Here is a 21,135-nt window from a genome sequence, read left to right on the forward strand (position 1 = left end):
ACACCGAAAACTTAAACTCAAATACCAAACCCTATTGCGACTCAATTAGACCGCATCGAAGACGCAGCTGCCAATGAGACGCGGGTTAAGCTTTATATCTCTTTAATCATGACCTTTTCCATGACATGCTCCACACTTCGTAACTCCAGAACCATGACAGTTACTGCATTGGCTTGAGGATGTCAATATACCCCCACCAACGCGACCAGAACCTTTACATTTCGGACACTTCGTAGAACCCTTTCCATCACAAGTTTTGCATGTTGCCATAATAATCTCCATTATTTTTGTGTTTTCAGAACTCAATAGATATTTCACAATGGATAGATTCCTTTCATTAAGAATCTATTGAGTTAATTAATTCCAGCAAATTTGTGGAATTAAAGTAACATTTAGTTAACTGTAACTATTTGAATTAAAATTAAACAATCTGATTTCGTATATTTGTTCCAACAACTATGGGTTAGAATAGTTGTGCTGAAAATAGTCACGTATTCACTAGATAGACGATTTATGTCATTCTTTTCTGAGTGCGGTTCGTAATTGGACTTGCTCATATTGGACACTCCATTTACTCTCTCCAAATGAATCGAAACGACTGAGTAACACATCCAAAAAATCACCACAATGTCTATTTTTTTTGCGATATTGAAAATCTTTTCCTCACAAAATGGATACGGTTTGAATTGTTGAGCCATTTCAACTTCCTACAATTATCATCGACCGAACGCAGTTGTTTTTAATCCGCCTCCCAGCACAGCAATCCAGCTTTGAAAACAAATGCCAATGATTTATAAAATACTTTTTTTTATAACCTACTTCAATGAGCAACTAACTTATACAAACTCATATTGATAATTATATAATTGCCGCAACGTTCAAAGCGGTCGGCATGAAGAACGGGTTAGGTTGTTATTTTTTTAAATGATCAAAATAAAATGAAATTATTCCAAGAATTGACGAAACTAAACTTATAAATGAAAAAATTGTTTGAAAAAAACCAGAAAATTTGGAACTGCTATAATTTGTAGACCTAAATATAAATTTATAAATCATTGAAAATATTGAAAGAATTCCTAGTGCAATTAATCCACCGATAAAAAGAAAATTTAAAAACTGATCCCAATTTTTGGGCATTGAAGAATAGATATCGTAATAGAGGGCGAAAGTCACTAAAACTGAAATTGATAATGGTAATGCAGTAATATTTAGTTTCTTTTCTACATATATAGCATATAAATATAATGACCAGAAGATATTGACTAACCATATAATTAATGTCAAGGCGATCATGGAAAATGTCCTATACAATTCATAAAAAGATAATTTACAAATTAATAATGGCAACCTAACGGTGTGGCGATTAATCGGACGCCAAAACGTTTCCGCTGCAAATACGACGACCTATTTCAGCGTTCTATTTGAGAAGCATGTTATACAATATCCATTAATTATTCTGTGATAACAATAAATTCAGAATTAAAAAAATTCCTTGAAAGGTATCCAATTTGTCTTAATGGATTAAAATCTTGTAGCTTATTCAAAGAATCAATTTGAAAATTTTCATCAAATTTATAATTGCTTATAACATTCTGCTTAATTGCTTGAGCAAATGCATTTAGATTTTGAGGAGTATATTCTTTTTTTCTTTCCTTGAAAATATTTTGAATTATGGATAAAAAATCATCAGACTTTTCAAAATATTCACGAATCTTAATGGGTTTACTAAAACGATATACTGGTGCACCAAACTTATAACTAATAGAATGTTCATCGTCATCCCGGATTTCACCGATTTCAAGTGGTGATATCGCAATTGAATTATGAACAATAGTATTGGATAAATAATAATTATTTAATTCACTAGCATCGAAAAATATTGGGGCGACATAGAAAACTAATTCTCCACTCCTTTCAAGGTCCAACAACATTCTATGTTGATTTGAAAATCTTGGAGCTCTTAAATAAAATCTATATAAAGGTGGGTCAAAACAGCCTTCTTGGGTTTCATAACAAGTTCTGCGAACCATCAAATGAGCTAACTTAAATTGGAGAAATAAAAACATACCGGAAAAATTAAGTTTTAGATCATATCCTCCATCGGTTCCTTCTTCTCTCAATGAAGGGAAAGTCGGTGCAGCAGAAACCTTATATGGTAAATAATTAATTAGTTGTTCTGTAACTGCATAACCATATGAAAATTCTGAAATGACAGGTCTCAATTTTATAATTCCTATTGTATAACTTGTACTTATGTGAATTAGCTATTCATTAAGAGAACTTAAGCATGTCTTCATCTGCGTAAGTACGTACCGATTTCTTCCAAATTTTTCATTTTCGTCGAATTTTAAAATAGGTCCATCATAAACTTTCCTATCTTTTTCAAGAATATTCAAATTTTCACTATATGGAGTGATAAAATTGAATTAAACGAGAAAAAGAAATAATGAATTCTATTATATAAAAGTCTAACGACTGATATTTCGCGTGTAGTTACTAGAGAAGATATTTGGAATTTGTTGCCCCATTCTGGGTTTACTTTTGTTTTGAGTGTAAATTATGAATGGAGAATGTTATTGTCAACTTAAACCTTTAGAGCCATCATCAGAAATCTTCTTGGCTCGACTGTTGGGCACTCACCTCTTTCCTTCAACAAAGTCAGATATTGATTAAAATATAGTAATGACAAAATAAGTGATTACTTTGATTTCGGATCTTTATCTTATTTAGCTAATTCAGTATATTGAAAGTGAGAAAGGCTCTGTACCAAAAGTAGCCAAATTTATTTCGGACTACAGAAATATTTGGAGATTGGTATTTTGGAGCGATTTTTTTAATGTTCATTAAAATTATGCCGTGTAGGAATTTGGAGTCCATACAAAAGTCCATACAAACTCCATACATTCAGCCTGAGAATCATCGGGATTCTTGAAAGTCCTAAAAAGCGAAAAGCCCGAATCCTTAACGAATTCGAGCTTTTGATGTGGGCCCTGAAGGACTTGAACCTCCGACCCGCTGATTATGAGTCAGCTGCTCTAACCAACTGAGCTAAGAGCCCTAATTTTTTTTACTTATTATTAACGCGATGCAAAAATAGTGCTTTGATAAAATGAATGCAAATAATCCTAAAAGAAAACCCTTTTAACGCGAGGATTTTCTTTTTAGAATTTATTTAATCAACGTAAAATCCTTTTGACAATTTCATCCGGTCAATTCCATTATCAAACGGACGAAGAATAAATTTATAAGAATACTCTTTGGGAAATATTCTGTATTGATCATGCGGGTAAGCGCCCCAAGAATTGTCTCCGCCGACACCCATTTGTTTGTAATCAATGTTCATATTCACAAAATTGTTCGAGACTAAATCGGTAGGATGCATCGTGCCGCGGCTTTTCTGAGTCATAGCTTCATCTGTGTAATAAAGTGTTGAAGCACTCAATAGCGGTTCACCAATTGCCATTAATCCTATACCATTTGGATTGCTTACCGCAATCCATCGAATGTCTGTCCTCGTTCCATTTTCTTGCGGACTAACATACTCTGTAAACATTTCATGAACAGTAGATTTATAACGTCCAACAAACGCAGCTGTAAATCTATCAATGTAATTTTCTTGCGGACCTCTACCGAACCATTCCACGTTACTGAAATCCTTTGGCATCTGCATCTTCATTCCAATGCGCGGAATTTCCGGCAAATCTTTTTTCATAGGATTAAAATCATTTTCAATCTCAATACTGCCGTCCCCAAAAACAGAATAGGTTGAAATATATTTCCCTTCAATTTCGTTTAATAAAAATTCCATCTTAACTTTGATCATACTCTTAATCTTGCTCTGTTCTATAGCAACATTTTTAATCTCTCTGGTATCTCCGGTGTATCTCCATACTGCACATCGTTTCTCCATTCCATTTCCAAAGTCGTTATCCGTTGGCGCGCGCCAAAAATTTGGCTGAGGACCGCTTTCAATCAACTTGACACCCTTATAAACATATGAAATAATCATTCCCTTTATCTTACTGAATACAACATCGAAATCTTTTCCATTTATAAAAATATTTTCCGGAGTCTCAACAACTTTTAATTCATTTAGTTTTTTTGCATCGAGTTTAACTGATTCTTTTTTGAATGGAATTTGAAATTGCTCTGCCGCTAATTCATAATCCTTTTGAGCCCATAGTTTTTTCTCCTTCAACTTAAAACCGAAGTTCAGAAAATATTCTGCACCGGCAACTGTTCTAAATTTTTTGATCGGCAGTTTAACAACTAACTCTTTACGGGGTTCAACTGATATTTTGTCATCAACACCATTCTGAATTACCTTATCATCCTCGTATAATTGCCATATCATCTCAAACTCATTTAGATTTGTGAAAAAATATTTATTGAAAATTTTCACTTCACCTTTGGGCAGATTAACCGGTTTTACCGAGATGTTTTGATATACTTTCTTCACTTCTAAAGTTTTGGGAGTAGTTGTTCTATCTGGCAAAACCAAACCATTGATGCAAAAATTTCCATCGGTTTGATCTTCCCCAAAATCACCGCCGTAAGCCCAATACTCTCTTCCATCGGAAGTTTTCTTTTTGAATCCTTGATCAACCCAATCCCATATACTTCCTCCTTGCAGCTGATCATGACTTTCAATTACATCCCAATAGTCTTGCAGATTACCGACAGAATTTCCCATTGCATGAGCATACTCGCACATAATCAACGGACGGTCTTGTTTCTCTTTTGCATAATTCAAGAGATAATTTATTCCGGGGTACATCGGACAAACAATATCTGTATGCGCTTTTCTGCCAGCACGTTCATAATGAACCGGTCTTGAAGCATCCCGCATATGAATCCAATTGCTTGCCGCTTCGAAATTGACACCGTCACCAGCCTCATTTCCCATAGACCAAATAATTATACTCGCATGATTTTTATCTCTCTCAACCATTCTCTGAATTCTTTCAAGATGAGATTGAAGCCATTCTGGTTTATTCGCTAAAGTTTTATCAGGATCATAACCGATGCCGTGAGATTCAACATTAGCTTCGTCAATCAGATATAAGCCGTACTTATCGCAAAGTTCATACCAGCGCGGATCGTCTGGATAATGGCACGTACGGACAGTGTTAATGTTATGCTGCTTCATCAAAACAATATCTTTGATCATTAACTCTTCGGTCATGTAGTGCGCTAAATCGGAATCGTGCTCATGGCGGTTCACTCCTTTTATTAGAATTGGTTTACCATTTAAAAGTAGTTGACCATTTTTTATTTCAGATTTTCTGAATCCAATTTTAGAACTCTCATATTCAAGAACATTACCATCTTTATCTTTCAATGTAAGAATTAGAGTGTACAAATTTGGTTGTTCTGCCGACCATTTTTTCGGATTGGCAATTTTAACTTTGAGAGGAATAATATTTTCAGCATTTGGGAATAGTAATTCTCTTTCAGTTTTTATCAAAACTTTCTCACCAACCGGATTATTATTTTCATCAAGCAAAGTGATTTCTAATTTTGTTTTTGCTGCCGGTTGTTCTCCATAATTTTTGATCTTTGTAATTACAATCAGTTCAGCATCTTTGTAAGACTCGTCGAGTTCTGTTTTAATTTCGAAATCTCTTATATGTACATCCGGTGTTGCCATCAGAAAAACATTTCTAAAAATCCCGCTTAGGCGCCAGAAATCTTGATCTTCCAGATACGAACCATCACACCAACGGAAGACTTCAACGGCAAGAGTATTTTTTCCATCTTTCAAATATTTTGTGATATTAAACTCAGCGGGCAGGCGGCTGTCTTCACTGTATCCAACAAATTCGCCGTTCATCCAAATATTCATAGCGGATTCCACACCGTCAAAATTCAAAAAGATCTGCCTTCCCTTCCAATCAGCGGGCACTTCAAATTCTCTACGGTAAGATCCGACCGGATTAAAATTTTTCTGTATGAACGGCGGGTTCATTTCAAATGGATAATCTGAGTTCCGGTAGATCGGAATATCATAACCTTGAAACTGCCAATTACTTGGGACAGAAATTTCTTTCCAGCTGCTCACATCATAATTTAATTTGTAAAAATCTTTTGGGCGGTCATCCGGTTTGTTGACAAAATTAAATTTCCATGAACCGTTTAATGAGAAAAAATATTTTGATTCAAACCGTTTTACCGCTGCTGCTTTTTCAAAACTTTCATAAGGCATTAATGTAGAGTGCATCGGCTCACGGTTGATTCCGTTCACTTGCGGATTCTCCCAATTTTCAACAGTATTTGACTGTCCGTAACGATTTTCATAACTGATCAAAAATAAAATCACATTTAGAAGAAAAATGATTTTAGATATCTTCATACCACACCTATAATTAAATATTTTCAGTGAGTTTCTTCAGTTCAATTGACTTAGTATAAAATTCTTCCAAACTCATTTCTTTGAGATATATCATACCGTGTGCCGCACGAACACGCGGGATTTCATGCTTTAAGAAAAAATCTCTTCCAAGACATAAACGAATTGTTTGATACTGCTCAGTTTGAATCTTTTGCGAAAGTCTTGAAAACGGCCCGTCGTATTCCCAGCTTGGAAAACTTGCTGTCTTCTGAGAATTGTAGCTGTTCATAAAGGCGTTTTCAATCAGAGCAAAACTATTTAGACTTACCGGCACATAGATATTAGCTTCAGCGGGATGGAAACGGTACCAAACATTTCTGTAACCCCAAATTTTTAGTTTTGATAAATCTGCTTCTTTCTCATAAAGCCGTAATGCTTCAGTGATTGCCTGCAGAACTTTATAATGAGTATCCGGTCCGCTTCCTTCGGGATCGAGTGCGACAGTAATAATTGTTGGTTTGAATTTTCTAAATAAATTAAGAACCGGAAGAACATCTCTATCAACTTCCGGATTCTCAGTAAAGATTTCTCCTTGATAAAAACCGAGACGGTGATGTGAAATACTATCTGTATTAAAACCAAAGTGTGCCCATAAAATTTCTTCCTCCCACTCGCGCAGCATTCCTTTTAATTTTTGCACATGGAGAATATCTTTTTTGCCTGGATATTGAGTTCTAAAATAATTTTTTAGTTCGTTCACAATTTCATTTAGTTCATCAAGATTATTCTCGCCGTAACATTCAATTACATTTCTTAATGTTCTTCTCGCCAGCGCTTCTTGTTTAATTGTTCTGCTTCGCGCGGCTAAACCATCAAGATATAAATTCACATCCCGGTTTTTCCCTTCAGGAAACGAAGGCTCAAAATATTTTGTGCTGAATCTTTTTTTAAATTCATCTTTTTCAATATGGTTCTTCAAATTTTCCATAACTTCAAACATATATGCATTTGTAACTGCGGTGAATCCGCTTGTAAGAATTGAGAAGTGATGTTTGTTTGTAGCGTTTCGGACTAAATGAACAATGTAAGGCATGTAGCCAAGCATAATGTCATCATGATGAGGAGCGGTGTGAAGAATTTTTTCGTTCTCGAGTGTCTTAATACCTTTATTAAACCTCTCGAGAACAGTTTTGCTAATAAATTGATTTACCTCCCCAGCATTTTTTTCTGTTTTGTCAATTACCAATCCGCAAAGCCGGTCTGACTTATAATCTTCATTAGATAAGTCAATAACTTGTTTCTGTTTTTCAACAGCAAGATTTATCACAGCTCTCTCAATTGAAAATTGCGAAAGGGCTTTTTCACTTTCCATTTCAGTAAATCGTCTTTCACGTAAACGGAGTGCCGCACCGTTGGTAATGTAGAAACGAGAGTTATTCAGTTTTTGAAGTACAGTGGCTGGATATTGATTCGAATGTGAAGTTTCAATTGAATCACGTATGATATTAGATTTTGATTCTCCCGCCGCAATAATTATTGCGGTAGCATTGGGATTATATGTAATTGTATTGAGGCCAATCGTTATCACTAATCTGTTTCTGGCAATTTCCATTCCACCAAGATCAGTAGCAGCCGCAGCCTGTGTTTCATAATTTGTTTCTATAAGCCGCGTTGTAGAGAAATGATCGCTGCCTTGAATATTAAAACCGATATGTCCATCTGGACCAATCCCGCCGAGAAAAAATCCGATACCACCTAGTTCACGGATTCTTCTTTCGTAATTGGTACAAAATTCATCAACAATTTCTACTGTTCTTTTTTGAAGTCGTTCAAGTTTGCTGCTTGGGTATCGAGCTCGAAGCGAAAGATCAACTTTTTTTTCCGGAAAGATTTGTTCGAGAGGAAGATTCTCAGCAGTTCCAATCTCATTTACATTTATCAAAAGAGATTTTTTTGAATCGAGTCCGAAATTATCAATGTAAAAACGCTGAACATAATAATAAAAACTATTGTGCTGATAAGAATCGATCGGATAGAATTCATCAATCTGCACAAAGTGAAGAGAACCCATATCCGGCTTTATTGAAGTATCAACGCTGAAATTTTTTAACTCTTTCTTTACATTTTCTTCATCCCAACTTTTTAAGTAATGAGTTACTTGTTTGATAAAATATTCGGGCGTCTTTCCAGTCGGTAAAGAAATTACTCCGTCCGGATTATTTTGTACCCATTCCAGAAACCGTAATGCTGTAAATTTTCCCAGAAGAGCAAAATTACCTACTTGAATGACGGGAATTTTTTCGGTTGGCGGATAAATTAATTTTTTATTGGAGAGATCAAGAAAATGTTTTTCAACGGCTGATAGTTTGAATTCGCTCATAACATTTATTATGAAAGTTATTTTAATTTCGCGGAAAAATAATTTATGGTTTCTTTAAGCCCTTTTATCAGGTCATATTCCGGCATGAAGTGAAGTTTTGCTTTAGTCTTTTCAATTGAAGCAAGACTATGTTTGATATCTCCCGGTCTCTCTTTTTCATAAACAATTTGGCTCTTACTTCCAGTTTCCATTATAACAAGCTTAGCAATATCATTAATAGAAATAGCGTTACCAGTCGCCACATTGAAGACACCGTTAACATATTCGTTCTTTGCCGCAAGAATATTTGCTTTTACTACATCAGTAACAAAAATAAAATCGCGTGTTTGTGTTCCGTCACCAAAAATTGTTATTTCTTCATTCTTCAACGCTTTTTCAACAAAGATCGGAACAGCTGCAGCATATTGACTCTTCGGATCTTGCCGGGGACCAAAGACATTAAAATACCTCAATGAAATCGCTCCTAAACAGTCATTTCGATTATAAAGTTTTAGAAGTTCTTCTCCTTCAAGTTTAGTTGCACCGTAAGGAGATTTTGGATCGGGCTCAAGATCAACTGTTTTAGGCGAAATTGGATTTTCGCCATAGATTGCTGCAGAACTGCTCAACACAATTTTTTTTATACCGAATTCTTTTGAAGCATCGAGAACGTTTATCAAACCATTCACATTTATCTCGAAACATTCTTCCGGTTTATCAATTGATTCCGGCACAGAAACAAGTGCGGCAAGATGATGAACATAATCGGTATTCTGTAAAACTTTGAAGACAAGATCGCGGTCGGTGATACTTCCTTTATGAAAAATCACGGATGGAAATATTTCTACGTTAGATAAATATCCGCTCCGTAAATTATCAATAATGTGAACTTCGGCATCTTCGGAAAGCCATTGTTCGACAATATGACTGCCGATAAATCCGGCTCCGCCGGTTACTACAACTTTAGTTCGCTTCATTTCGTCATAAAGAGAAATTGTGATAATGAATTTCTAAATATTTTTTCACTGTTAAAATATCATTTTTACTAGTTAAATCCGGTACGTGTTCTCTTAATGGATAGCATAAAAGAGATTTTGGGGTTTCAGCAATCATCAATTTGATCGCCGCAGGCAATTCTTTTTCTTGACGCACCGGATGAAGCGGCACTGTTTCAAGAAACGGAAAAATCATATCATAATTGAACCGAAAGAGATTCATGCTCACGCCGATAAAACCATTCTTCTCTTTTACAGATTTGATTTCTTCTTCAGTAGGTTTTTCAATTATGTCTAACAGAAATCCTTGATCATCTTTTTTGGTAAGCGCAAATTTTCTTATCCGTTCTTTCTCTACTTCCAATCCATCGCGGTCATAGTCAATCATTGCGTTCATATACTTAGACTCAAGCATTAATTTAAGTGCTTGTATTGAGTAAAGATTATCACTATTGCACATTGTGAAAGACGCGCTATTCCATTCCAATTTTGATTTGAGAGTTTGATAAAGAGCATCTGCAGTACCAAGTGGTTTTTCTCTACCGGTTGGTATTATCTGAACCGCAAATGAAATGTTCAATCCTTCAATTGAATGTTTGCTGTAATGTTCTTTTATCGAATTATCGCGTTCGCTTATTACAATAACAATTTCGGCATAACCCGCTTCACGCGCATTAAAAAGAAGATAATCCAAAAACGGACGTTCATCTCTACCGATTCGTATCATTCCTTTCGATTTGTTCTCAGCATCGTCAATAAGTTTTAAATCAACTTGATTTTCCGGAAGTGTGGAATTTTTCATTCGAGATGAGACACCGCCGGCTAATATGACTAATTTTCCTTTCATTTATTTTCCATTAACTGATTCTTCACGTGTACCTTCATCAGAATATACGATCCATGCCTCATTAGAAATCTTCTTTACTTCATCTAAAACTTTTTCCGGATTTTCCGGAGCATAAGCGAACATACAGCCGCCGCCGCCGGAACCATTTATCTTTGCGCCATAAGCACCAGCGGTAAGAACCGCATCAATCATTTTATCAATTTTTGGCGTGGATATTTTTAGAACATCTCTCAAAACTTTTTGATGTTCGTTCATTAATCTTCCAAGCCTGCGTTCATCAAATTTATCGGCAGACAAAAGTTTATCGGCTTCAAAAGTTATATCTCTATTTTGTATTGTTCCTTCTAATAATTCCATCTGCTCTTCAGTTAATTCATCTTTGTATCTGTGCAATTCATCTAAAGAGATTGTCTGAAGTGAAAAATCCGAATGTTTCTCCATCAGTTCTCTAGATATATTAATGACACCTCTCTTAACTCTTGCGAGAATAAATTTTGTGTCTTTCGCTTCGGTTGAATTGCCAAGCACAAAAGCGCCAAGTTTTGTATTTATTTTTTTCAAAATTATTTCCGGAAATGATTCAAGCCAAATTATTCCGCCGACTGCCGTAGAATAATGGTCCATCATCCCGCCGGGTTCAGAAAATTCAAGCACTTCCGCACTGTAAGCCAATTCCGAAATTTTTTCAGGCTCAAGTATTTTATACTGATCGCTCATCCTTGATAGAAAATTAATCCAACTGATTATCAGTGCGGATGAACTTGATGTTCCCGCATTGATTGGGATTTCACCTTTTACTATGCAGTCAAATCCTTTGGAAAAAGAGAAACCATTTTTCAACATTACATTCACACTGCTGCGGAAATAATCTCTCTCAAAAATATAATTTAACTTTTCACCTATGATAAACGATTCGGATGAATTTAAATCCGGCAGATCAATATTTACTTGCGAATCGTTCCGTTCTGTACCTTCAATCGAAATTCGTTTTGAGATTGCACTAGCGATGATTGGCAGTCCAAGATAATCTTGATGTTCGCCAAAAAGACAAACTCTTCCGGGTGTAGATATTTTGATTTTTCTTTTGTCCATATTTTAATCTGTATACGACCTAAATAAACCACCGATGAAATAAAGTATCATCCCTCCCACAGCAATATACGATGCAGCACTCGAACCGGTGCTTCCAAGAAAAACTCCGATCAAAAATATCACAAGACCGGAAAAGAAAACGAATAAACTCAATTTTCCTTTTGCTGTTTTAGGTATGATGTTATAAACATCACCGCTTTTAATCTCTTCATCACTTGTTTTCTTAGCACGCCAAATCGAATCAAGTTTTTCATTGTTTGCATCTTCTTTAGTAATAAAACTTATCAACGGTGTAAAGAGAAGTGTAACACCGGCGGTGATAAATGTTGTTGTGTTGAAATCATATTTCAAAATAAATGTACCGATGATGCCTGATATTGCACCGAGAGTATATCCGCTAATAGCTCCTTTCCAGTTGATCCTTCTCCATAACAATCCGTAAACAACGGCTATGATGAACAAAGGCATATCCATAATTGCTATTATTGTTAGATATGCATTCACCGCTCCGCCAAGAACCGGTACCAGATAAGCGAACAAAATCATACCGATACCTGAGATGATTGTAACTATACGCGCTACAAATAAAATATCTTTTTGAGTAGCGTTACGTTTCAAAACATTTTCGAATATATCGCTCGTGAATATTGTTGCGACTCCATTTAAGTTTCCGGAAATAGTTGAGAGCTGAGAAGATAGAAGTCCAACAACTATCAATCCCAAAACAATATTAGGAATCAAAGTTGAAATGAGAAGCGGAACTGCTGAATCTGCATTTACTAAGTTTGGATAAAGAACCCGCGATGCAAGTCCCGGTAGAATCCACAAAAGTGCAAAAGGCGTTGTCACAATTCCCGCAAGAACTAATCCCTTTGAAACTGACTTTGTGCTTTCAGCACCGAACGCACGCTGCAGCAAACCTTGATCCACGCTCGCCCATTCTATACCAAGTAAAAAAATTGCAATAATGAAGCGCCAATCATAAGTTCCATGAGATTTGATTAAAGTCATGTGCCCTTCCGGAAGCTTTGATATCAATCCGGGCCACCAGCCGACAGCACTCATTGCCATCGGTAAAAGGATTAACGCTCCGCCAAGCATTAATACAAATTGAATTACATCCGTAAACGCCACAGACCACATTCCTCCCAACATTGTATAGATAATTACAACAACTGAAAAAATTAAAACCCAAGCGGTAAATGAGTTTAATCCGGTTATAGTTTGAGAAGCGATTGCAGCAGTATATAAAACAACGCCGAGCCAAAATGTTAAACGTACAACCCAAATTATTGCAACGAATGTTCTAACACCTTTACTATACCGCATTTCAAGAAATTCAGGTATAGTTCTTATTCTAAGACGGCGGAAGATTGGAATTATAAATAATCCGGAAAGGACCATAGCCATATTTCCGGTCCATGTTTGCCAGATTATTTGAATTCCCTCTTTGTAAGCAATTCCCGCTTGACCAACAAAGCTGTAAAGATTTACATTAGTTGCAGCAAGAACCGCAGCGAGAATGAATGGAGTCAGTTGTCTTCCGGCAAGATAGAAATCATCCGAATTACCGACCCATTTATAAAAAATTGATCCGATCCAAAACATACCGGCGATAAAAACGAAGACGATAATGTAGTCGGCATAATTCAATTTACCCTCTCAAGAAAATTAGATTTTGTTTTGATTTTGTTTTTGTCGAAGAAGTTGTTTGAATTCCCGGACCGGTATCATAATCCAGACTATCAGAATTATAAAACCAATTAGCCAGATACTCCACGTTATCCAGTCAAAATACATGAGGGTTTCTCCTAAAGATAAAAAATTGAATCAATAATAAACCCATTTTTACTTTAAGTAAAGAATGAAATCTAAAGGACATCACAACTTCAGCCGGATTGACGTGTTTTCTAGGTCACTTTGAATAAAATCCAACTTGACAATGCAAGCGCGAAGATCTAAATTCTATACAAGTTTGTTCGATAATATATTATCTATTGTCCACATATTGTCGATGTTGTATTTAGTTTGGATAGTAGCTCCTCGGTTATTATAGTTTATATATATACATATATAGATTCTTTTCCATTTCTAGAATTATACATAATATATCGAGGAGGCAGTATGTTCAAAACTTCTACCAAATTAATCCTATTTACATTTTCCTTATTCTATTTATTTACAACAACTAATTATTTAGCACAAAGAACTAGATCAGCAATACCGGAAAGTATTTTAAAGCAAGATAAATTTACCTTCCCGGAAATGAGGAATTCATTTCTTACACCAAAAGAAACAAATGGAAATTTTTCCACAACAGTTTATACTTTTGCGTCCATTGCAGTTTTTTCATATTTCGATAACACACAAATTTCAGTGTATGATGCAAATGGGACTTTAAAAGAATCTAAAACTCTGGGAGTAGATTCATATTATAATTTTACTTCAGGGATCTCCACTGGGATCTATCGTGTTGTTGGTAATAAAACTTATACTGTACTTGTGGGTGATGCCTTCGATACGAGACAATATTATGGTGGAGTAGATGGTTATTATGCAGTTGATGAAGCAGGCCGAGGCTTATCAACAAAATTGAATACTTACATGACAAAATCTTACGATGGCGGAGAAGACTTTATTGTTTTCTCCTACAATGATAATACAGGATTTACCGTCAAGGATCTTACAAGTGGTAATATTCTTGCAGCCGGAACATTAAATACCGGAGAACACTATTCGTTTAAAAATTCTAATACTGTACCTTATTCTAAATTTTTGCAAGTAATCGGCACTAAACCGATCTCTGCTTTATCCTATGCGGATCAAGATTATTATGTACCTTCAAGTAATGGATCGTTTGTTGGTACTTCATTTTATGGATACTCTGCCTACGTAGGCAGTTGGGATAACAGTATAGTTGTAACGTCATACGCAGATAATAATACAGTTACAGTTAAAAACTCTTCCACAGGTGCAGTTATAAAAACTTACACTATACAAAAAGGTCAAGTAAAAGCAGAAAATATAAATACTCCAACATTTTGGACAGTGACATCAACCGGTCCTGTCTCTGCAGCTAATATACCTTTTACTTACACTACATCTGCTTATCAATATATGACCAGAGCGATAGATGAAAACGGGAAGGGATTTGGAAAATTATTTTATGTACCTACTATCGGAAGCCGAATAGATATATTCTCATTTGATAATGCCAACACCATTAAAATTACGGAGCTTGGATCATATGATGTATTTCCTTACACAAATTCAACAGTAAAGTATCAAGGGGCTTTGGAAGAGGGTAAAAATTATACTTTTACCTCCGCTACAGGTCGCTATGTTTACAAAATAGAAGCAACGGGTAATGTTTCCGTACTCCAAAGCAATAGTGGCGCCGGTGCCGATTTTATGCCTCTCGCTTATTCTCTAGATTATCCCGACTTAGCAATATCAACAGCAGATATTGCATACAACAAAGCCGATACAGATATAAATGCCGGTGATAATATAACAGTTACAGTAACAGTTCATAATTACGGGAATGTGGCAGCATCAAATGTTAATTGTGTTGCGTATGACGGAGATCCTGATGCGGGAGGTAATGCACCAATTATTGGAAGCGGCGTACTTTCTTCTATTTCTGTTAACGGAACGAATACATTCTATTTTACTTATAAAGTTCCAACGAGTCCGGAGTACCGAAACATTGTTGTGAAAGTTGATCCGGCTAATCTAATTACAGAATCAAATGAATCAAATAACAAAGCATCAAGAAGTATTAAACCAAATGTTGAATTGCAGCCACCGTTAGCTGTTTCAATTACGACTCCATCGAGTTTATTGTTGCAAAGCGGTACTTTAACACCTAATCCTTTCACTGTCCACTTAGATATATTTAATACAGGTACAGTTTCCGCTACTAATGTTAGCGTTAAATTAGATTTATTCAATGGATTAACTTTAGCTTCAGGTACTTTGACTCAAAGCGTTGGAACTATTTTATCAAATAAAACTGCTACTGTTGATTTTTCAGTAAGAGCAAATGCAAGCAATTCAGGATTTAATTTATATAAATTAACAATCAGTGCGACAGGTTTAACAGATAAAGTAATCAACAAAGCTGTTAATGTACCGGATGCAATTTCACCAACGGCACCAACAAACTTTACCGGTCAATTAACAGGAACCGGCTCGGCTACATTTAACTGGACAAAAAACACAGAACCAGATTTATCCGGTTACTATTTTTATTACAGCATCGACGGAACTAATTGGACCGCAACAGGAGCTTCTCAAGGGAACTCCCCTATTCTTGTTATAAATGCAAATTCAATTACGCTCACAAATTTACCCGGCGGAAAAAATTATTGGTTTATGGTTAAGGCGTTCGATACTTCCAACAATATAAGTTCTGCTTCTACAATTGTGCAACTTTCGATTTCAGGCCAGACTTCTACACAAACATTGTTCTACGGTGACAAAGGTATAACATGGACAGTAACACCATCAGATCCTCCTGTTCCAGGCGAAATTCCCGGCTACGTTTTCGGGCCGAATAAATATGGTGACTTAGGTAAATACCAGCGCTTCGATTTTAACGGAACTGGCAACTTAGCAGAAGTAAAAATTTATTTTGCGGCGAAAACAATTACAGGCGCTGCAGATAATTTTAATCTGGTTGTTAGAAGTGTTGGCACCAACGGTGCACCAAACACACTACTTTACTCACAAGCTTATTCAACCAACGTGATTGATATCAGCAATAAAGGCGTTGTGTTTAATTCATTCACAATTTCTCCACAAGTTTTCTTTAGCGGTTCTTTTTTTGTTGGCCTGGAATGGGCAAGTAGTTTTGATGATCAGTTTGGAATTATTGCTGATACAGTAGGACAAGGAAATAACCAAAGAAGAGCATGGGAAAAATGGTCTGACGAAAGTTTAAAAGACGTATATCTTGAATGGGGTGATAAACATTTTGATCTCGATCTTTGGATAGCAGCTGTTATTAATGTTTTAACTGATGTTAAGGAAAATGGTAATTCAATTCCGTCTCAGTATACTTTATTCCAGAATTATCCAAACCCATTTAATCCTACGACAAGAATCCGATATTTAATTCCTACAGGTTCATTCGTACAGTTGAAAATATTTGATGTTCTTGGCAATGAAGTTGCATCGCTTGTTAAAGCCCAGCAACCCGCAGGATATCATGAAGTAGAATTTAACGCGGCAAATTTATCAAGCGGAATTTATTTCTACAGATTGCAGACGGATAATTATTCGGTAAGTAAGAAGCTTATATTGATGAAGTAAATTAAAAAAGCCCCGCACGCGGGGCTTTTTTATGAATAGTGTTTCTTTTCATTTTCATGCAAACAGGATGTTTACATTTCAATTTAGTTAGAACTTTCCTTAATAAATTCTGCAATTGTATCTACGACAAATTTAATCTGCTCATCGCTCAATTCCGGGTAGATCGGCAGAGCGATTGAACTACTTGCCGCGCTATTAGAAACCGGATAATCTTCATCTTTGCATTTCAAGTATGAAAAACATTCTTGACGGTGAAATGGAACCGGATAATAGATTTCGCAGCCAATCTCTTTCTTTCTCAAATAGTCAATTAATGAATCCCGATTCTCTACTCTAATAATATACTGATTGTAAATATGGTGATTCTTAAATCCGGAAGTTTTATAAACGGCTTTTGGCAGCAGGACTTTATTATTAGAATCAAAAACCAAAATTCCTTCTTCGGTTGCCAGACCGGCAGCTACAAAATATTTTGAATACGAATCGGCATTTTCTCTTCTTTTTGCAGACCATGAATCGAGATGCGGCAGTTTAACTCTTAGCACAGCAGCTTGAAGAGCATCCAATCTAAAATTACCGCCCATCATTTTATGATAGTACTTTGGCTCCATTCCGTGAACACGCTGAATACGCATCTTCTCACCGAGCGCTTCATTATTGGTTGTTACAATTCCACCGTCGCCAAATCCGCCAAGATTTTTACTCGGGAAAAATGAAAAACATCCAATATCTCCAATTGTACCTACAAATTTTCCGTTTTTGTATTGAACGCCGATAGCTTGAGCAGCATCTTCAACAACGAACAGATTATTTTTATTTGCAATTTTCATTATCTCATTCATCCGCGCACTTTGACCGTAAAGGTGAACGGGGATTATTGCTTTAGTCTTCGATGTTATTTTTTCTTCGATCTTATTCGAATCAATATTAAATGTTACAGGATCACAGTCAACAAATACAGGCACAGCATTCAAACGAGCAACAACTCCAGCGGTAGCAAAGAATGAATAAGTCGGAACAATTACTTCATCGCCGGGCTGAATTTCGAGTGCCATTAAAGCTAGCAAAAGAGCATCGGTACCGGATGAAACACCTACAGCTTTTTTACATCCAAGGTAGTTACAAATTTCTTCTTCCAGTTTTGCAACATCGGGACCCATAATAAAATATTGCGAATCAATAACGCGCTGCACAGCTTCATCAATTTCTTTTTTTAACGATTGGTATTGCGGTTTTAAATCTAACAACGGGACTTTCATTACACCTCCGTAACAATATTTTTTTCTAGTTTATATTTTTTATTTGACTTACTACAATATGCTATTCCATCTTTATCAAAAATTAATTTCTGTCCTGCTTCGCTCAACCATCCAACGTGTCTAGCGGGATTGCCAACTACCAAAGCGTAATCCGGAACATTTTTAGTAACTACTGCACCGGCGCCAATGAAAGCAAATTTTCCGATTGTGTGTCCGCATACAATTGTAGAATTAGCACCAAGCGAAGCGCCCTCTTTCACCAAAGTTTTGATGTAGTATTTAGAACCGACTTGCGGATACTTGCTTCTCGGATCGATGATATTTGTAAATACCATTGAAGGACCGCAAAAAACATAATCTTCTAATATCACTCCTTCATAAACAGAAACATTATTTTGTATCTTGACAAAATTTCCAATAACAACATTGGAACCAACATTTACATTTTGTCCAAGTACACAATTTGTCCCGATTCTTGCACCGGATTGTACATGTGAGAAATGCCAAATTTTTGTTCCTTCGCCAATCTCAACATTTTCATCAACATATGCGGATTCATGTTTAAAATAATTCATAACCTCATCTCACTTTACTAAGTAATGGATGAATTAAATTTTTATTCTCAGACACTTTCGCGAATCGGATATTGTAAACTGCTTCGATGGACGGTCTTGCATCGATAATACCTAGTCCCCTTCCGCTTAAAATTTCTCCATAAACTTTTGTATGAAGATCAGAGAATCCGTCTGTAAATTCGATCTCTTTATCATCAACAATTATAGAGCGGTATGTGGGTTTATTCTGTAATTTGATTTCTTTTGGCAAATCATTTTCGTCAATAGATAAATACCAGACTACATTAGCGTTCTGCAATTCTAACAATCCGGACATTTTATTTTGATTGGAAAGATGCACTTCACTATTTACAACTCCGCCAAACAGCCAGATTAAAAGATCGAAAAGATGAATACCGATATTAGTTGCAACACCGCCGCTCTTCTCTTCATCCCCTTTCCAAGAGTAGTGATACCAATTACCGCGCGAAGCAATATAAGTTAGTTCGACTTTATGTTTTTTGTCCGATGAATTTTTGATCTCTTTTTTCAATGAAATTAAAGACGGATGATTTCTCAATTGCATCACTGTATAAACTTTTTTACCGGTTTTACTTTCCAATTCTTCAAGTAAATCAAGATTCTGCGGAAATAAGACTAAGGGTTTTTCGCATATTACATCGGCACCGATATTTAGACCTAACCTTATTTGAGAATCATGTATATGATTGGGAGAACAGACAGTTAAAAAATCAATTTTAGTTTCTGAATGCAGAGCAAGCTTTGCAAGATATCGTTCAAATCGTTCATATCCGGTAAAATAATTTGCATGCGGAAAGAAATGATCCAGCACACCGACAGAATCATGCGGATCAAAACATGCGGTTAGTTCATTACCCGTCTCTTTTATTGCTTTAAGATGACGCGGGGCTACATAACCGGCGGCACCTGTTAATCCGAATCTTTTCATTCTGATATTAATCGATAAATTTTACTGACAAATTTAGCAAATAGTGTTTGAATAACTATACTGATTTAGATTAAATTGCGAACCGACTACAACTAATACGGAGTAATTGTGAGCATCTCTTCCGAAGTCCAAAAAATTAAAACTGGTTTTCTTCCTTCTTTCTGGGTTGCTAATGGAATGGAATTGTTTGAACGGCTTGCCTACTACGGTCAGCAAATTGTTTTTATGATTTATATGCGCAATAAACTCGGCTTCACCGAATCAGAAGCCGGACAACTCTCCGGTATGTTCGGAGGACTAATTTATTTACTTCCGATCTTAGGTGGAACTTTAGCAGATAAATGGGGATTCAGACGCGCATTCAGCATTGCATTTTCAATTTTAGGACTCGGATATTTTTTAATCGGTTCGGTTGGAATGAGCGCTTTCGCGGGAATCTATGGCGGCTTCTCTCAATACTGGCTGTTGATGGCATTTCTTGTTTTCACTGCATTAGGAGGATCGTTTATTAAACCCTCTGTATTGGGTACAGTTGCAGTTACTTCGAAAGAAGAGACTAAATCACTCGGATTTGCAATTTATTATTGGCTGGTTAATGCCGGCGCAATGATAGGTCCAACAATCGCCTATTTTGTAAGAGATAGATTTGGTAACGAATTTGTTTATATCGTTTCTTCAGTCAGCTGTTTCGCGATGCTGGTTGTAAATCTAATATTGTACAAAGATGTTAAGGTAAAAGGAAATGAAGTTGTTGAATCTCTCGGAAAAAAGATTACAAATCTATTTGTTGTTCTCGGCAATTTTAGATTTATGATCTTTCTTCTAATTTATTCACTTTACTGGATAATTTTTTGGCAGGAATTTATAATCGTTCCTTACTATATAACTGATTATATCAGCAAAAGCGCCCCATATGAAATTGTACAGTCCTGGGCAGGTGCCGGTGCTATCATTCTATTACAAATTCCTCTTAACAGATTAACAAAACACCTCCCGACATCTAAAGCAATTCTTGTTGGTTTCGCGCTCTCAAGTTTAATTTGGGTAATAATTGGAATATCACCAAGCATCCCCACCATTGCTGCAGGTATAGTAGCATTCGCGATTGGAGAGATGATTCAAGCACCCAGATACTATGAATACATTTCCGAAATTGCTCCGGCAGGTCAACAAGGATTATATCAAGGATATGCTTTTTTACCGATTGCAATTGCACGCTTTGCAGGTGATCCGTTTGGTGGATGGATTTATCAAACAGCTAAAGCCGCCGGTAAACCAAGCATGATCTGGTTTTCTATGATTGGAATTGGATTTTTAGCTACCGCTCTTATGTGGTTATACAATAGAACATTGGTTGAGAAGAAAAAATAATGATTGTTAGAGACCTCTGAAATATTAAAAAGTCATTCACA

The 21,135-nt window shown here is 36.0% G+C and carries 12 protein-coding genes and 1 tRNA gene; 2 read left to right on the forward strand and 11 right to left on the reverse strand.

From position 1 onward, the window contains the following. Positions 1 to 1,451 precede the first annotated feature (1,451 nt). From NTX65_15025 to NTX65_15060, 8 genes are all read right to left on the reverse strand, one after another. Positions 1,452 to 2,222, reverse strand: a complete 771-nt coding sequence (locus NTX65_15025; GenBank protein ID MCX6170652.1) for a hypothetical protein — start codon at positions 2,220 to 2,222, stop codon at positions 1,452 to 1,454. 762 nt (positions 2,223 to 2,984) lie between these two features. Then, positions 2,985 to 3,058: transfer RNA gene (locus tag NTX65_15030), tRNA-Ile, on the reverse strand. 114 nt (positions 3,059 to 3,172) lie between these two features. Next, positions 3,173 to 6,352 (reverse strand): DUF4981 domain-containing protein, encoded by a 3,180-nt coding sequence (locus tag NTX65_15035; protein ID MCX6170653.1) that lies wholly within the window; start codon positions 6,350 to 6,352, stop codon positions 3,173 to 3,175. Between the two features lie 13 nt (positions 6,353 to 6,365). Continuing rightward, positions 6,366 to 8,711 carry a glucosamine-6-phosphate deaminase gene (locus NTX65_15040; GenBank protein MCX6170654.1) on the reverse strand — a complete coding sequence of 782 codons (2,346 nt, stop codon included), beginning with the start codon at positions 8,709 to 8,711 and terminating at the stop codon, positions 6,366 to 6,368. A 17-nt stretch (positions 8,712 to 8,728) separates the two neighbouring features. Next, a complete protein-coding gene (locus NTX65_15045) occupies positions 8,729 to 9,667 on the reverse strand; it encodes an NAD-dependent epimerase/dehydratase family protein (GenBank protein MCX6170655.1) in 939 nt (312 codons plus the stop codon). Between the two features lie 4 nt (positions 9,668 to 9,671). Continuing rightward, on the reverse strand, positions 9,672 to 10,532 hold the full coding sequence (locus tag NTX65_15050) for a sugar phosphate nucleotidyltransferase (GenBank protein MCX6170656.1): 861 nt from the start codon (positions 10,530 to 10,532) through the stop codon (positions 9,672 to 9,674). Beyond that, positions 10,533 to 11,624 (reverse strand): hypothetical protein, encoded by a 1,092-nt coding sequence (locus NTX65_15055; protein MCX6170657.1) that lies wholly within the window; start codon positions 11,622 to 11,624, stop codon positions 10,533 to 10,535. It abuts the gene before it with no gap. Positions 11,625 to 11,627: 3 nt separating this feature from the next. Next, positions 11,628 to 13,277 (reverse strand): sodium:solute symporter family protein, encoded by a 1,650-nt coding sequence (locus NTX65_15060; GenBank protein ID MCX6170658.1) that lies wholly within the window; start codon positions 13,275 to 13,277, stop codon positions 11,628 to 11,630. A 471-nt stretch (positions 13,278 to 13,748) separates the two neighbouring features. Between NTX65_15060 and NTX65_15065 the strand changes: the two genes are divergently transcribed. After that, positions 13,749 to 16,940: a T9SS type A sorting domain-containing protein gene (locus tag NTX65_15065; protein MCX6170659.1), complete on the forward strand. Its 3,192-nt coding sequence runs from the start codon at positions 13,749 to 13,751 to the stop codon at positions 16,938 to 16,940. Positions 16,941 to 17,023: 83 nt separating this feature from the next. Here the strand turns inward: NTX65_15065 and NTX65_15070 are convergent, their stop codons facing one another. The 3 genes from NTX65_15070 to NTX65_15080 are packed head-to-tail and all read right to left on the reverse strand — an operon-like array spanning position 17,024 to position 19,723. Then, positions 17,024 to 18,199, reverse strand: a complete 1,176-nt coding sequence (locus NTX65_15070; GenBank protein ID MCX6170660.1) for a DegT/DnrJ/EryC1/StrS family aminotransferase — start codon at positions 18,197 to 18,199, stop codon at positions 17,024 to 17,026. After that, positions 18,199 to 18,774: an acyltransferase gene (locus NTX65_15075; protein ID MCX6170661.1), complete on the reverse strand. Its 576-nt coding sequence runs from the start codon at positions 18,772 to 18,774 to the stop codon at positions 18,199 to 18,201. Before NTX65_15075 ends, NTX65_15070 begins: the two co-directional genes overlap by 1 nt. A 4-nt stretch (positions 18,775 to 18,778) precedes the next feature. Next, on the reverse strand, positions 18,779 to 19,723 hold the full coding sequence (locus tag NTX65_15080) for a Gfo/Idh/MocA family oxidoreductase (GenBank protein MCX6170662.1): 945 nt from the start codon (positions 19,721 to 19,723) through the stop codon (positions 18,779 to 18,781). Positions 19,724 to 19,831: 108 nt separating this feature from the next. Here NTX65_15080 and NTX65_15085 point away from each other — a divergent pair, with 108 nt between their 5' ends. Beyond that, entirely contained in the window at positions 19,832 to 21,094 is a 1,263-nt protein-coding gene (locus NTX65_15085) for an MFS transporter (GenBank protein MCX6170663.1), read from the forward strand. Positions 21,095 to 21,135 lie beyond the last annotated feature (41 nt).

This window comes from Ignavibacteriales bacterium (assembly GCA_026390795.1).
Taxonomy (GTDB): domain Bacteria; phylum Bacteroidota; class Ignavibacteria; order Ignavibacteriales; family Melioribacteraceae; genus Fen-1258.